Annotated in this window: 10 protein-coding genes and 1 tRNA gene; 5 read left to right on the forward strand and 6 right to left on the reverse strand. The window is 37.6% G+C overall.

The genetic code is table 11. From position 1 onward, the window contains the following. Positions 1-51 precede the first annotated feature (51 nt). Positions 52-1,386, reverse strand: coding sequence for a c-type cytochrome (locus ABXT71_RS02535; protein WP_415372231.1), 1,335 nt, complete (start codon positions 1,384-1,386; stop codon positions 52-54). A gap of 223 nt (positions 1,387-1,609) precedes the next feature. Here ABXT71_RS02535 and ABXT71_RS02540 point away from each other — a divergent pair, with 223 nt between their 5' ends. Next, positions 1,610-1,999: an SPOR domain-containing protein gene (locus ABXT71_RS02540; RefSeq protein ID WP_415372232.1), complete on the forward strand. Its 390-nt coding sequence runs from the start codon at positions 1,610-1,612 to the stop codon at positions 1,997-1,999. Positions 2,000-2,582: 583 nt separating this feature from the next. Here ABXT71_RS02540 and infB read toward each other — a convergent pair. The 3 genes from infB to rimP are packed head-to-tail and all read right to left on the reverse strand — an operon-like array spanning position 2,583 to position 7,221. Continuing rightward, the gene (gene infB, locus ABXT71_RS02545) at positions 2,583-5,459 is read right to left on the reverse strand and encodes a translation initiation factor IF-2 (RefSeq protein ID WP_415372234.1); all 2,877 of its coding nucleotides are present in this window, start codon (positions 5,457-5,459) and stop codon (positions 2,583-2,585) included. A gap of 53 nt (positions 5,460-5,512) precedes the next feature. Beyond that, a complete protein-coding gene (gene nusA / locus ABXT71_RS02550; RefSeq protein WP_415372235.1) occupies positions 5,513-6,745 on the reverse strand; it encodes a transcription termination factor NusA in 1,233 nt (410 codons plus the stop codon). An 8-nt stretch (positions 6,746-6,753) separates the two neighbouring features. Next, a complete protein-coding gene (rimP, locus tag ABXT71_RS02555) occupies positions 6,754-7,221 on the reverse strand; it encodes a ribosome assembly cofactor RimP (protein ID WP_415372236.1) in 468 nt (155 codons plus the stop codon). A gap of 160 nt (positions 7,222-7,381) precedes the next feature. On the opposite strand from rimP, the gene ABXT71_RS02560 reads away from it, so the two are divergent. Together ABXT71_RS02560 and ABXT71_RS02565 are read left to right on the forward strand one after the other, a co-directional pair. After that, positions 7,382-8,203, forward strand: a complete 822-nt coding sequence (locus tag ABXT71_RS02560) for a universal stress protein (protein ID WP_415372238.1) — start codon at positions 7,382-7,384, stop codon at positions 8,201-8,203. A gap of 1,063 nt (positions 8,204-9,266) precedes the next feature. After that, the gene (locus ABXT71_RS02565; RefSeq protein ID WP_415372239.1) at positions 9,267-9,452 is read left to right on the forward strand and encodes a hypothetical protein; all 186 of its coding nucleotides are present in this window, start codon (positions 9,267-9,269) and stop codon (positions 9,450-9,452) included. Positions 9,453-9,564: 112 nt separating this feature from the next. Here the strand turns inward: ABXT71_RS02565 and ABXT71_RS02570 are convergent, their stop codons facing one another. Further along, a complete protein-coding gene (locus tag ABXT71_RS02570) occupies positions 9,565-10,368 on the reverse strand; it encodes a hypothetical protein (protein WP_415372240.1) in 804 nt (267 codons plus the stop codon). Positions 10,369-10,495: 127 nt separating this feature from the next. Here ABXT71_RS02570 and ABXT71_RS02575 point away from each other — a divergent pair, with 127 nt between their 5' ends. Beyond that, positions 10,496-10,852: a TM2 domain-containing protein gene (locus ABXT71_RS02575; RefSeq protein WP_415372242.1), complete on the forward strand. Its 357-nt coding sequence runs from the start codon at positions 10,496-10,498 to the stop codon at positions 10,850-10,852. 854 nt (positions 10,853-11,706) lie between these two features. Here the strand turns inward: ABXT71_RS02575 and ABXT71_RS02580 are convergent. Next, a tRNA-Gln gene (locus ABXT71_RS02580) sits at positions 11,707-11,777 on the reverse strand. A gap of 177 nt (positions 11,778-11,954) precedes the next feature. Here ABXT71_RS02580 and ABXT71_RS02585 point away from each other — a divergent pair. Beyond that, complete coding sequence (locus ABXT71_RS02585) at positions 11,955-15,251, forward strand: DUF2723 domain-containing protein (protein ID WP_415372243.1); 3,297 nt, start codon at positions 11,955-11,957, stop codon at positions 15,249-15,251. Positions 15,252-15,256: the final 5 nt, after the last annotated feature.

Genomic DNA, 15,256 nt, shown 5'->3' on the forward strand with positions numbered 1-15,256 from the left:
AATACTATTAAATCTTTGAGATTTCCGACTTAGAGGAAATGACAATACGTGTTAATAGTGACACTTACCACATTCTAATCCACCCATCTGCGCCGCAGTCAACTGCTCAACGCCATATTTCTTAGAAAGTTCTTCGTGAATTTTTTCGTAATATTCGTTACCTGCTATATTAACATTGGTCTCCCGGTGACAATTAATACACCACCCCATAGTTAAGGGCGAGTATTGGTACATTATCTCCATTTCTTCAACAGGGCCGTGACACTTTTGACATGCTACTCCAGCAACCGTTACGTGCTGTGAGTGATTAAAGTACGCGAAGTCTGGTAGGTTATGAATACGAATCCATTTTACTGGTTTCGACTCTCCTGTATACGCCATCGTTTCTACATCCCAACCTACTGCATCGTATAATTTTTCAATCTCTTTATTATAATCGACACCATACTCACTTAATCCTTCTGCGTATACATCATCAGATACCGCCCCTATATTTTTGTGACAGTTCATACACACGTTTAATGAAGGAATCCCCGAGTGCTTACTCTTACGAGCAGAAGAGTGACAATAGTTACAGTCAATCTCATTATCACCAGCGTGTATTCTGTGCGAGTAGTGTATAGGCTGAACGGGAGCATATCCTTGATCTACCCCTACCTGCATAAAGAACCCGTACATAAAGTAGGCAGCAGTAAGCAACAAGAATACGGCAGACACCAACAATAAAAATTGGTTCTCAACAAATGTCTTCCACAAAGGCTTCTTTGCTTCCTTAACAGGGTATACTATGCCATTATGAGTAGCAATTTTCTTAAGTGTACCTGTCACTAAAAATAACATCGTGATCAATAACAAGAAGATAAACGCAAGACCCCCTAGAATCATAGTGTTTGAAGCTCCACCAGCATCATTACCCTCGCTAGGCCCCGTAGTAAGAGAAGTAGGAGGAATCGCTTTAGGCTCGCTTGTATACGCTAAAATATTATCAATATCTATAGTAGAGAGCCCCGGGAACGAGGTCATTACAGATTTATTATTTGCTTCATAAATCTCATTAGCAAGTGCATCACCAGACGCAATCAAGCCTTGACTATTACTGATCCACTTATACAACCAATCACGGTCATACTTTTGCGCAACATTTCTCAGCATCGGACCCGTTGCTTTCTTATCAAGCTTGTGGCACGCTGCACAATTTGCGTTAAACAATGCTTTACCTGCTGCTGCGTCACCTAAACCATCTGCTACTGGAGTAGACGTCTCTACTTGAGCCGCCTCATCTGCGCTCTCTGTTTGAGCAAAAGAAGAGATAGAAAAAGTTAGCATTGCTGTCACTAAGAAGAGCGACACTCGTGAGGATATATTCTTAAAATTCACCTTTTGCATACTAATGATTAATTATCGTCAATACTTTGGCACGTAATTGGTTATAAAATAAACAGAATCGTCTATGAAAAACACACCTTAATCAACGGTACAAAAATACGACTTTAACCTCATTTATAAAATGCAAACAAATCCTTAACAACTAATTTATATCTATTCTAAATAATAAAACGCACTTGCTATGAGTTATTCTCTCGTACATTTGCAATCAATACATCAAATTATGAAAAAATCATCTTTATATACTGCCTTTTTTGCTAGCATTATCTTCCTTTTCACTCCGGAAATTTTAAGTGCTCAAACCCCTTCTGTTACAGTGAATGCCGACCCCAGAATTGACCAACTCTTAGGCGTAAAAAAGAAATTAGAGAAAGAAAATAAGCTAGGTGATGGTTTTACCATACAGTTATATTACGGAAGCCTTAATCAAGCAAATGAAGTACTAAAAGACTACAGTTATTCATACGGAACGTGGCCAGCTTCTATCGAATATGAAACTCCTAATTATAAAGTATGGGTAGGAAACTTTGGCACCCGTTTAGAAGCCGATCGCGCCCTTGTTGAGATCAAGAGCAAGTTTACTTCTGCTTTTATCCTGAAACCCAATAAGTAGGCAATGAGCAAATTTGTATTTTTCAAACTCTAACCAAGTTGTGCGACAATTTTTTTATCATTTTATTAAACAATAAAATTTGAAGACTATCTTCAAAATTAAACTTCTCCAGCTTATTCTGTTACACAAATTATATGCGAAAAAAATACATTTCCGTTCCTTGGAACGGATTAAAGCATACGCTGTTTTTTAAAGCAAATTTCATTTAAGAAGACACAACTAGACTCTAACCGTAACCGGGTTAAATCTACTTGTTAATAATATAATGTGTCCATAATTTAAAACCTTCATTAAGTATTCTAATAAAGCAAGAAACCCATCAGGTTTTATATGTTCACTTAGTTCCAAAAGCGCAATTTTTAAAATTTCACTATTCCCGAAATAGCAAAAATAATTCATCTCAAATTAAAAACTATGAACGCCCTAAAAACCGCTAAGGTTTATCTTTAAAAAACACAAATTTTAAGTCCAGAATATTTCCGAGGTGAAAACAAAAAAGCCGCGACTCAAATTGAATCTCGGCTTCTTAATTATATATCCTGAATTGGATTCAGAACCTCTTACTTTTACTACAAAGTAAGCTCTATTTAAGCTTCTTCTTCACTGCTACTTCCTGGAAGCACTCAATGATATCCCCTTCTTTTATATCGTTGTAGTTTTTAACTTGCATACCACAGTCATAGCCCTTTGCTACTTCTTTTGCATCGTCTTTAAAACGCTTAAGAGAATCTAACTTACCTGTGTACACTACAACTCCTTCTCTTATAAGACGGATTTCTGCGGCCTTAATTATCTTACCGGTTAATACCATACAACCTGCAATGGTACCTACTTTAGATATCTTAAAGGTCTCTCTTATCTCTGCAGTACCTGTAATCTCCTCTTTCATCTCTGGAGACAACATTCCTTCCATCGCATCTTTTAGGTCATTGATGGCCGCATAAATAATAGAGTACATACGGATGTCAATTTCTTCTTTATCTGCGATTTGACGCGCATTACCCATAGGGCGCACATTAAATCCAATGATAATTGCATCTGAAGCACTTGCCAATAACACATCACTCTCTGTGATTGGTCCTACTGCTTTATGTATAATGTTTATTTGAATCTCTTCTGTAGATAGCTTCTGGAAACTATCTGTCAATGCCTCTACAGAACCATCTACATCTCCTTTAAGGATAATATTTAACTCTTTAAAGTCACCAAGTGCAATCCGACGTCCAATCTCATCAAGTGTAATATGACGTTGTGTACGCACAGACTGCTCACGTTGCAACTGTGTACGTCGACTTGCAATATCTTTTGCTTCACGCTCATCCTCAAATACACTAAACTTATCACCTGCTTGTGGCGCTCCATCTAAACCTAATATAGAAACTGGCGTTGATGGTCCTGCAAGTTTTACTTTATTACCACGCTCATCTTGCATCGCTTTCACCTTACCACTATTCTGTCCAGCCAATACGTAGTCTCCTACTTTTAATGTACCTGATTGAACTAAGATAGTAGACACATATCCACGACCTTTATCAATGAATGCCTCTACTACAGTACCAGATGCTACCTTATTAGGATTCGCTTTAAGTTCAAGTAATTCTGCTTCGAGCAATACTTTTTCTAAAAGTTCTTTCACCCCAGTACCTATTTTTGCAGAGATATCGTGAGACTGGATTTTTCCACCCCAGTCCTCCACAAGAAGGTTCATTGCAGCTAGTTTTTCTTTTATCTTTTCTGGATTTGAATCCGGCTTATCAATCTTGTTTATTGCAAATACAATAGGTACTCCAGCAGCTTGCGCATGAGAGATTGCCTCTTTTGTTTGCGGCATGATATCATCATCTGCAGCCACTACAATAATAGCGATATCTGTTACCTGAGCACCACGTGCACGCATCGCCGTAAAGGCTTCGTGACCTGGTGTATCTAAGAATGCTATCTTTTGACCGTTTTCGAGTTTTACTCCGTAAGCTCCTATATGCTGTGTAATCCCTCCAGACTCTCCTGCTATTACATTTTCTTTACGAATATAATCTAGCAGTGATGTCTTACCGTGATCTACGTGACCCATTACAGTTACTATAGGTGCTCTTTCTAATAAATCTTCTGGAGCATCTTCTTCTTCTTGAATAGATTCTTCAATTTCAGCGTTTACAAACTCTACTTCATAATCAAATTCTTCTGCAACAATAGAAATTGTTTCTGCATCTAGACGCTGGTTCATTGTTACCATCATCCCAAGAGACATACATGCTGATATCACGTTTGTCACTGGCACATCCATCATCGTCGCAACCTCACTTACTGTAACAAACTCTGTTACTTTAAGTACTTTGTTTTCAAGCTCTTGTTGCGCTAATTCTTCTTCTGTCTTTTGACGGTGCGTATCTCTTTTGTCTCTTCTGTACTTCGCTCCTTTTCCTTTGGAAGACTTTCCCTGTAGTTTTTCTAAAGTTTCGCGCACTTGTTTTTGCACTTCTGCCTCACTAGGCTCTTCTTTTGGCGTGTGTGTTGTTCTTGCTCCAACTGGCTTACGGCCACCTCTAGCTGGGCTTCCTCCACGTGCCGCAACACCTCCTGGCGCCTCCTTACTTATACGTCTACGCTTACCTCGTTTTTCACCAGGTTTAGTATCCGGTTTCTTCTTCTCTGGTTTTTTAAACTTAGAGAGATCAATTTTAGCTCCTGTAAAATTAGGGCCATTTAGTTTTTTATATTCTGTTTTCACAACCTCAGAACCCAATACTGGCTCTACCGCTAGCGTTTCTGCAGCTAGTGTTTCTTGGACTACTTCTTTTTTCGGCTCCTCTTTCGCAGGCGCTGCTTTAACGTCAGCTTTAGGCTTCACTTCCTTAACCTCTTCTTCTTTGGCTTTCGGTGTTTCTTTCTTAGCTGTCGCTTCTGTCGCTGGCGCTTTTTTAGCAGCTGGCTTTTTCTTTGGAGCTTCTTCTTTTACGACTTCCGCCACCACGTCTTCCACTACTTCTTTTGGAACCTCTTTTACAGCTTCTTTTTCAACCTCGGCCTTCGGAGTTTCTTTCACCTCTTCTTTGACTGGGGCCGGAGCTGCCTCTTTTTTCGCGGTAGGAGCTACCACTTTTCCTTTTGCATCTAGCTCGATCTTACCTACTTGCTTAGTTCCAGATAAGGATGCTGCTGCACGGATTACTTTAGAAGCTTCAGCGGCGGCGGCTCTCTCTTCTTCCTCCCGTTGCTTTTCAGCAAAAAGTTCTTCTTTTTCCTTACGCTTCTCCGCGCCTACTTCTTTAGACTCCACTTTCTTCTCGCGATCCTTTGCAAACTCTGATGCAAGGTGCTCATATTCCGTGTTAGATATCTTGGCAGTAGGGCGTGCCTCTATCTCGATGTCTTTAGACTTTAAAAACTCCACAGCACGGTCCAAAGAAATATTAAATTCTTTGAGTACTTTGTTAAGTCTTATTGATTTTACTTCTGCCATAAATATGGTTCTCCTAAATTTTGTATTCTAACTGTAAAAGTAGTGGATTGTCACTACTCTTCAAATTCTTGTTTTAATATATCAATCACATGTTGTATTGTTTCTTCTTCAAGATCAATACGGCTCACCAGATCTTTCATATCATATTCTAACACACTCTTAGCCGTATCAAGACCAATCTTGTGAAATTCTGTAATAATCCAAGCTTCTATCTCATCTGAGAATTCCTTAAGCTCTACATCTTCTTCTGCCCCTTCTCTTAGTACGTCTATCTCATAACCGGTTAATTGTCCAGCTAGACGAATATTATGACCTCCACGGCCTATCGCTTTACTAACTTCTTCTGGTTTTAAGATTACTTCTGCACGTTTTGTCTCTTCATTTATCTTAACAGAGGTAACTTTCGCAGGGCTTAATGCACGCGTAATAAATAAGTTGATATTCTCTGTATAGTTAATTACATCTATATTCTCATTTCCTAACTCACGAACAATACCGTGAATACGAGAACCTTTCATCCCTACACAAGCCCCTACTGGATCTATACGATCATCATAAGAATCTACAGCTACTTTAGCTTTCTCACCAGGAATACGAACTACTTTCTGAACGTTAATCAATCCGTCAAATACTTCAGGAATTTCCTGTTCAAATAATTTTTCTAAGAACAATGGGCTAGCACGAGACATTATAATCGTCGGCTTGTTTCCTTTTAACTCTACACTCTCAATAATACCACGTACATTATCTCCTTTTCTAAAAAAGTCTGAAGGTATCTGGCGATCCTTCGGCATAATCATCTCATTACCATCATCATCTAATAAGATTACTGCTCTATGGCGTATGTGGTGAACTTCTGCTGTATAAATCTCCCCTTCCATATCTTTAAATTGCTTGTAGATAATGGTATTGTCATGCTCGTGAATCTTACTAATCAAATTTTGACGCAAGGCCAAAATAGAACGACGTCCTAAATGCATTAATTTTACTTCTTCAGAAACATCTTCTCCTACCTCAAAATCATCTTCTATCTTACGGGCGTCTGTTAAGGAAATTTCTTCATTAGGGTCCATTACATCAATATCTGCAACTACCACACGGTTTCTCCAGATTTCTAGATCTCCCTTATCAGGGTTTACAATGATATCAAAGTTATCATCACTCCCATATTTCTTTTTGAGTGCATTTCTAAAAACCTCCTCCAGTATCGCCATAAGCGTTACTCTGTCTATCTGCTTGTCATCTTTAAATTCTGAAAAAGAATCAATCAACGCTAAATTTTCCATGCTCTTAATTAATTAAATTTTATCATCACTTTGGTTTCTACTATTTCGTTGTACGGGATCACCGCCTCTTTCTGCACTGTTACTTTACCTTTCCCTACTGGTTTTGGCTCTCTAGCTTTCCAGTTTAAGGTAATTACCTCTTCATTTGCAGCCGTTAAGGTTGCTTCTATTTTCTCTCCTTTATTGGTCTTCACCAACACACCTCTACCTATATTTTTAACATATTGCCTAAACATCGTTAAGGGCTCTGAAGCTCCACAAGACATTACATCTATTGAAAAGTCAATTTCCTCTCTATCAAGATTATGCTCTACGGCCCTACTCACAGAAATACAATCTTCCACTTTCACACCATTGTCTCCGTCGAGAGTTACACGTATTTGGTTGTCTTCCGTTATTTCTAATTCAATTAGAAATAACGAAGGATTCTCTTCTAGTGCCTGATTTAATAATTCTACTACTTGCTCCCGCATCAAATTATGCTATAAAAAGAGGGGACTTTTTAGTCCCCTCAACTCGTTAAATATCAATTTCGATGCAAATATACTATTTATTTTTGTTTTAAAAAAGAGTGTTATATCTTAATAAAATTACCTTTAAATTGCTATCTTTAATTTCAATCAAAACCCAAAACGTATGAAAAGGATATTAGTCCCTACAGATTTTTCAGAACAAGCAGATAATGCACTCAGAGTAGCAGTGCAAATCGCAGAAAAGCAAGAATGCGAGATCTACCTACTTCACTCGATGGAACTTCCATCTCATCTTGCTAATGGCACAGGTGGCGGCGCTATGCCGGAAGCCCTTTTCTTTATTAAATTAGCAGAAAAACAATTTGAAGAATTAGCGCAAAAAGATTACTTACAAGGCGTAAGGCTTAACCAAGCACTAGGCCACGGTGAGATTTACAATGACATAAAAGAAGCCGCCGCTAACAAAGAAGTAGATCTAGTAGTAATGGGATCACACGGTGTAAACGGGTTTAAAGAAATGTTTATAGGGAGCAATACAGAAAAAGTGGTGCGAACCTCTTCCATTCCAGTACTCGTCATTAAAAACAGCCACCCTACTTTTAAAACAGAAAACTTTGTGTTCGCTACAGATTTTTCTGAAGAATGCAGGAATGCTTTTAACGATGCCCGAAAATTCGCTAAAAAGATGAATGCTAAAATGCATTTGTTATACGTAAATACGCCAAGCGGCTTTAAAACAACCCCAAAAGCCTATGAGCTTATGGAGAGTTTTGTAAAAGATATGGGCGCAGAAAACTACACCCTCAACGTCTACAATGACGTATCTGTAGAAAAAGGAATTCTTGGTTTTGCCGCAGACAATAAGGTAGACATAATAGGTATGAGCACACACGGTCGTAAGGGAATCGCTCACTTTTTTAATGGTAGCATCAGTGAAGATCTCGTAAATCACGCACAGATGCCAGTGATCACATTTAAAATATAATCAGCACTTCGGAAATTCTAATAAATAAAACTTTTCCTTTTAAACCCCCTTCTCTATTTAATGACCTGTGTTAGCGGTTCTAAAATTGAACAAAGTGATTATTGGTGATCCCTGACAACAAACCGAGCCTGTTTCAGAAATAATTATCGCAGCACTTGAAGTGGCAGACCCTGTTGCACTAAAGATGCCAAAGGATGCTGTAAAAGCAAACTTTAATGCAGATAAAATTCCTTTTTACGCGCACGTCTAAAGTGTAAATAAAAGGAAAGTAATTACCCCTATCGCTTTTCAGGATAATAGCGCACCTGCTCTTGTTTTGAACGATACATATAGCGCGACAGTGTCCATGTTGCATTTTGATGAATTTAATAGAGACGTACCACTGGCGAACTCCAAAATAAAAGACCCTCAGTTTCATAAATATCATTTGTATATTTTAAAAAAAAGATACTGGCTTTCCGTGGTAAAAACAATTTAAGACATGAAAGTCACATAAATGCTTCGCTAAAACCAATTGTAGTTGATGCAAAAAATTCAGATTATAAGTTAAGGTATTACTCCGTATTTAAGATAGACGGGACGAGCGATCTTTGATATACCTGGCGCCTATTCAATGAAAGTGTTGGGATTATAAATGAATAAGTTTAAATGAATTTTGTAAAGACAATCACTGTATTTGCTGTTTGCACATATGCGGTCGATTACTTTTTCACAAACACATTGATCAATTTAATAGAGGTACCAATAGCAGCCTACTAGTCTCAAAAAACTTTTAAGGAAACTGGCTTAAGTTTACAAGAAATAAAAGCAGATACTATTTCTCAATATACAAAAGCAGATGAAAACAACAGCCTTCTCCCTGAAAATAGCGTCAATCTCTTCATAGGAAGCTCCATCCTATTTTTTAAGCGCTTGTGAAGAAAAAGCAACAATAATAAAAATAAATCACATTTCCGAAGCAGAAAACGAAGCTGCTTTTAAAACCATTCTTACGAGGCATTTAAATGCAGTAACCGACAGAGATACGCTTGCCTTAAAAGCCACTTTATCTCATAATGGCGCCATGGAATTCATACAACCCAAAGCAGAAATCCGTTACAACGTAGCCGATTTTATGGAAATGCAAGCAGCTTGCTTTCAAAAACCTAACGGGAGTTTTGATGCCAAAATAGAAAGTATGGCTGTGATTGGAAACCTAGGTGTTGCCAGCACAGAAATCATCTACAGTGAGTCAGATTCTGACGGCTAACCGTACTTTAACAGAATGAAAGTAAGTTATACATTGGAAAAAGTAGAGGGTAACCGGTATGCTCTTATGGACAACGCCAATTCTATTGAACGGTCTGTGGATTGAGCTCCATTTAAATTTTATTAATGAAGGTAATAAAAGCATCCTCAGAAGTATTGAGTATCGTTCGGGTGCTAATCAAATTATCATTATCTAAAATCTCAATCTTAACCGTATTAGGCGAGGACAACCCCTCATTTATGGCTTCAATGCGAACTCGTACTGTTGCATCTTTTATAGTAGTAAGAATTATTTTTTGTTTTTTTGCAGTTAGGCTAAAATTTTCTAACACCAATTTATCATTAATATATAAATTGATCCTGTCATTATCTACTTTACCTGAATCATAAATAGAAAAAATCACCTCTTTAGACTTTGTGAAGATGTTTAGATTTTCGCCTTTTTTAATGGAACTCTGAATTAAGGTATCTACGGTTACTCCCGCACTAAATTTATCTTTTATCTCAGCAGATACCCGCTTTGATTTCTGTAGTTTTTTATCAATTTTTTCTGCCCGCGCTTGTGCGATTTCAACACTTGTCATAAACAAATCTCCACTAAGACAAGGTTTACTATCTATATACTTTCCTTCAAACTTTCCTTCAAACATTTTATTCGTTTTCAACTTTCTTACCGAATTAGAAAAGTGCACCAAACACATATCAAAATTATCTACTGGAGACTTTGTATAAACGATATCATATTCCTTAAAACTGAAGTCTTGAGTGTCTTGATTATAACTACCCGTTATATTTGACTTTGTTTCATAAGGCCCTCCTAAATCTGAAATGGAGTAGCCTTTGATCGTTCCGTCCGTTTCTTCAAATACCAATTTGTAAGAAATAAAAGCAGAGTCATTTAATTTTATTGCCCCCATATATTCAAAAGGCACATTTTGTGCATTGCAAAAAAAAGAAAATAGACAGATAAAAGTTAAGAAATAAAAGTTCTTCATTGAATGAAATTAGCTACATTTGATTGTACTAACAAAAATACTAAATATTATGAAATTAAAAATTACTTTACTTTTCGCATTTGTACTTCTAATGACAACGAATAGCTATGCCGGATTTCCAGTAACTAGAACAGCTACGACAACCACTACTGAAGTGGGCAGCACAGCTGCTGCAGACCTAGTAGATGCGTCTCCTATGACATCACCAGCAGCGGTGGCATCAGATGACACGTTCTTAATTGCTTTACTGCTTTGGATTTTCTTATGGCCTGTAGCAGCGCACCGTTGGTATCTAGGTAGCCCAATAGGATGGAACATATTATTTATTGTAACCTTTGGTGGTTTCGGAATCTGGGCCTTTGTCGATTTTATAAATATATTGACTAAAAATTTTCCAGGACTTTAAGACCTGAATAAGTTTTCAAAAAAAACCCCAACAAATTTGTTGGGGTTTTTTTATGCTCAAAATCTAAGAAAGTACTGTTTCAAATATGTAAAACATATTCGCTATAATTTACAGTTTACTTGACATTCGTTTCCTTGATCATTAAAAAATAAATTCTAAAAATACTTTTACTGAAAAAGAAAATCAAGCCATCGAACGCTGGACTTCCTTTAGATTACCAAACAAAGTAAAGTCACTGCGGCGGTTTTTAGCGATTGGCTGTTTTGTTACTTTTATATGGCTCGCAAAAATGACTGATGTTTAATTTCTCATTCTTTATACCTTAAAGACAGTTGGAGTTGTCGGCCCAGCAATGGTTGTACTCGCAAAAGAAAAAGTGGAAGATGAAATGAAATATGTACTGGGAGGTAATCAATGCTGTTTTCTTTTATACCTGCGCTCCTTTTTATGATAATCACGCCCTTTGCCACGACTATGATGAGCGCATTTGTAAGTAATAATTATAAACAAGTAGTGTTTGAGATAAGCCACCTTAACAAACTCTCTTGTATTATGTTGATGTATCTTTTGGGTTTAAAAACGATGAAAAGGCTGCACCAATTATTAACACGTTAAAAATACAAAGAGCTATTAAAAATTTAACACAAAATGAATTAGGAACCTCCATTAGCGTCTAGCGTCGAACAATCAACTCGCTTAAAAAAAGTAGATTAATGTTTTTCGTCTGCTTTGTAAGACACCTATGCTAGCACTTGCTTTTAAAGCGATTCTTCTAAAAACGAATATCTAGAAGACAAAAAACGCAAAACGCAAAAAAGTCACAGCGTTGAAACTGTGACTTTTACTTATAATAGTTGTCCTACTAGGACTCGAACCTAGAACGACGGTACCAAAAACCGATGTGTTACCATTACACCATAGGACAATATTATTGCGGGTGCAAATTTACTATATTCTTTAAATTAAACAAATAAAATGCAAAAAAAATAACGTCTTTAATTTTTCCGAAGTAAAATATATGCAAACCTATTTACGTTAGCGTATTTAATGGGCGATTGGCTAATTTATTAGTAAATTCGCCACAACCAAAATTAACATATTTATGGGTTCGTTTCACTTTAATAGATGGAATAAAATTTTAGGATGGACTGTGTTTGCTATCGCACTCATCACTTATTGGCTTTGTGTAGAGCCTACGGCAAGTTTTTGGGATGCGGGTGAATACATTACCACTGCCAGTAACTTAGAAGTAGGTCACCCTCCGGGAGCACCACTCTACCAACTGTTAGGCGCCTTCTTCTCCATATTTGCTTTGGATCCAACAAACATCGCATTGACCATTAACTTAATGTCAGTGTTTCAAAGTGCATTTACCATCTTATTTATGTTTTGGACACTTACCATTTTACTGCGCAATGTAGTAGCAAAAATGGGTGATATTACAGATGACAAACTAAAAGGAATCCTTGCAGCAGCCTTTGTAGGATCACTAGCCTTCGCGTTTACAGATAGCTTTTGGTACAGTGCCGTTGAGGCAGAAGTGTATGCCGGAGCCATCTGTATGATGTCTATTTTATTTTATTGCGCACTACGCTGGGAACGGGAAATGAATACGCCTCGTGGCGATCGTTGGCTCATACTCATTGCCTTTTTAATCGGACTTACCTTTGGGATTCACTTTTTGGGATTATTAACAATCCCTGCGATGGGCTTCTTATATTTCTTTAAAAATTATAAAAAAGTAACGCTTAAAAACTTCATCGTAGCAAATGTGGTGATGGTCGCAATTTTGCTCTTTATATTCAAATTACTACTCCCGTGGACTATGCAGTTCTTTAGTGCTTCGGAAATTTTCTTTGTAAACTCCATTGGGCTCCCATTCAACTCTGGGACTATCATTGCAGGGCTGCTATTCATTGCGCTGTTTTATTTTGGACTTCGATACACAAGACAACACGGCCACGCGATGTACAACACTTTATTGCTATGTGTGCTGTTTATTTTTATTGGATTCTCTAGCTGGTTAATGCTCCCTATTCGTGCAAATGCTGGCGTAGTGATTAATGAAAACAACCCGAACAATGCCCGCGAACTACTTGCCTATTACAATAGAGAGCAATACCCAGAAACACACTTGTTTTATGGGCCACTCTTTACAGAATTATACGCTGGCCTTGATAATGAAAATCCTTACAAGGACGATAAACCTAAGTATGAGAAAGACTTTACAAAAGGTGAATATGTAATAGTAAATGATTACAAAAACGCAAGTCAAAATACTGACGACGCACACAAGGGCATCCTCCCCCGTATGTGGAGTATTGAGAATAATGCCAATTATCTCGAATTTACAGGCGGCGTCGACTTTGAAGTCGCAGACGGCTATCTGAGCGAACAGCGTCTTTTAGACGAAGTGCGTAGTTTTAAAGAGGCCCATCGTGAAGGCCTCGTGGATGGAAAAGATTATAATAATTTTTTATCAGACTTTGGTCCATTTTTAGATATTGAACCCCCAAGTTTTGGGCAGAATATGCAGTTCATGTTGCAGTTTCAGATGAGTTATATGTATTGGCGCTATTTTATGTGGAATTTTTCTGGAAGACAAGACGATGTGCAAGGAGAATGGACAGATCTGCACGGAAACTGGATAAGTGGTATTGATTTTGTCGATGAAGCTAGACTAGGTTCTCAAGAAAACTTGCCGAGTGACGTGAAAAATAATAAATCTAGAAACACCTATTTCTTTTTACCCCTAATCCTAGGTATTATAGGATTGGTATTTCATTTTAAGAATGACAACAAATCTTGGTGGGTGCTTTTTGTGCTTTTTCTGTTTACGGGACTCGCGCTTAAAATATACCTCAACGAGCGACCTTTTGAACCTCGAGAACGTGATTATGCCTTAGTAGGATCTTTTTATGTCTTTGCATTATGGATAGGTTTTGGTGTGTATGCACTTTATGACCTCACTAAAGAATACTTAAAACCCAAACTGGCGCTGCCAATAGTTACTGTGGTCACCATGCTCGCAGCACCTGTTTTATTAGCCACTCAAAACTGGGATGATCACGATAGATCTGGCAAGTACACCGCACAGTCTATGGCAAAAATGTATCTGGATTCTTGTGATGAGAATGCCATATTATTTACCATAGGAGATAATGACACTTTTGCCTTATGGTATGCTCAAAATATAGAGGGCTACCGTCAGGATGTGCGTGTAGTTAACACAAGTCTTTTCCAGACAGACTGGTACATTGACGATATGAAGAAGAAGGCTTTTACAAGCGACCCTATACCTTCACAATTGACACACGAGCAATACCGTTATGGAACACGAGACTTTGTGGCCTTTAAACAAACGCGATCAGATACTGTTGAGATTGATCGATGGATGGATTTTATTGCACAAGATGAGAAAAAATACATGGTAGAATTGAATAGTGGTCAATGGGTAAACTCATTCCCTAGTAAGATTGTTCGTATTCCTGTGGATAAAGAAGCCGTCTTAAGAAATAAAATAGTTGCTGCAAAAGATGCAGATAAAATAGTAGACAATATTTATATCGAGCTTGAAGGGGATTTCTTGTACAAAAACAGATTGTTAATGTTAGACATCGTGGCTAACAACGACTGGAAACGTCCTATCTATTTTAGTGGAGGAAGCTTTGGGGATGACGACTATATTTGGATGAAAGACTTTTTACAGCTAGATGGGGTGGTGTATAAACTAGTTCCTATTCGCACGCCACTAGACAATGGAAGTCCTTTTGATATGGGAAGAATAGACCCAGATAAAATGTATAATCTTGTGATGAATTGGGATTGGGGAAATAGTGGAAGCCCAGACATTTATCACGATACAGAGACGCGACGTAACAGTATTACATACAGAAGCAACCTTGCGAGACTTACCGAAGAACTACTTAACCAAGGTAGAAACGAGAAGGCAGAAGAAATACTAGATCTTGCGATGGAAAAAATGCCCGTTGAGCATTTTGAGTATTACTCGTTGTTAGAGCCTTACGTTTCTGGTTATTATGAGATAGGTGAAAAACAAAAAGCGCGTGCTGTTTATTTTGATGTCACTAAAAAGTTTCAAGAGAAGATTGAATATTACGGTTCTATTAAATTAAAACGTCAATACAATCTAGCGCAAGAAATTATTAGTGAAATAGAGCAATACCGCAATTTTATTAATGTCACGATCGTCTATGATGATGAAGCTTTTGCAAGACAAGAAGCCGCTAAGTTTAACGAGTATCTTAAGTTGTTTAAGGCCTTCTATCGTGATGATGAGAAACTAGACATCGACAAAGACTTGAAGCAGAAAGAAGAGTTCTTAAGCCTTCCTGCGGTGCCTGTTAAGGAAGACAATATAAACATAGAAATAGAATAACAATC

This window comes from Patiriisocius sp. Uisw_047, assembly GCF_047730165.1.
Lineage (GTDB): Bacteria > Bacteroidota > Bacteroidia > Flavobacteriales > Flavobacteriaceae > Patiriisocius.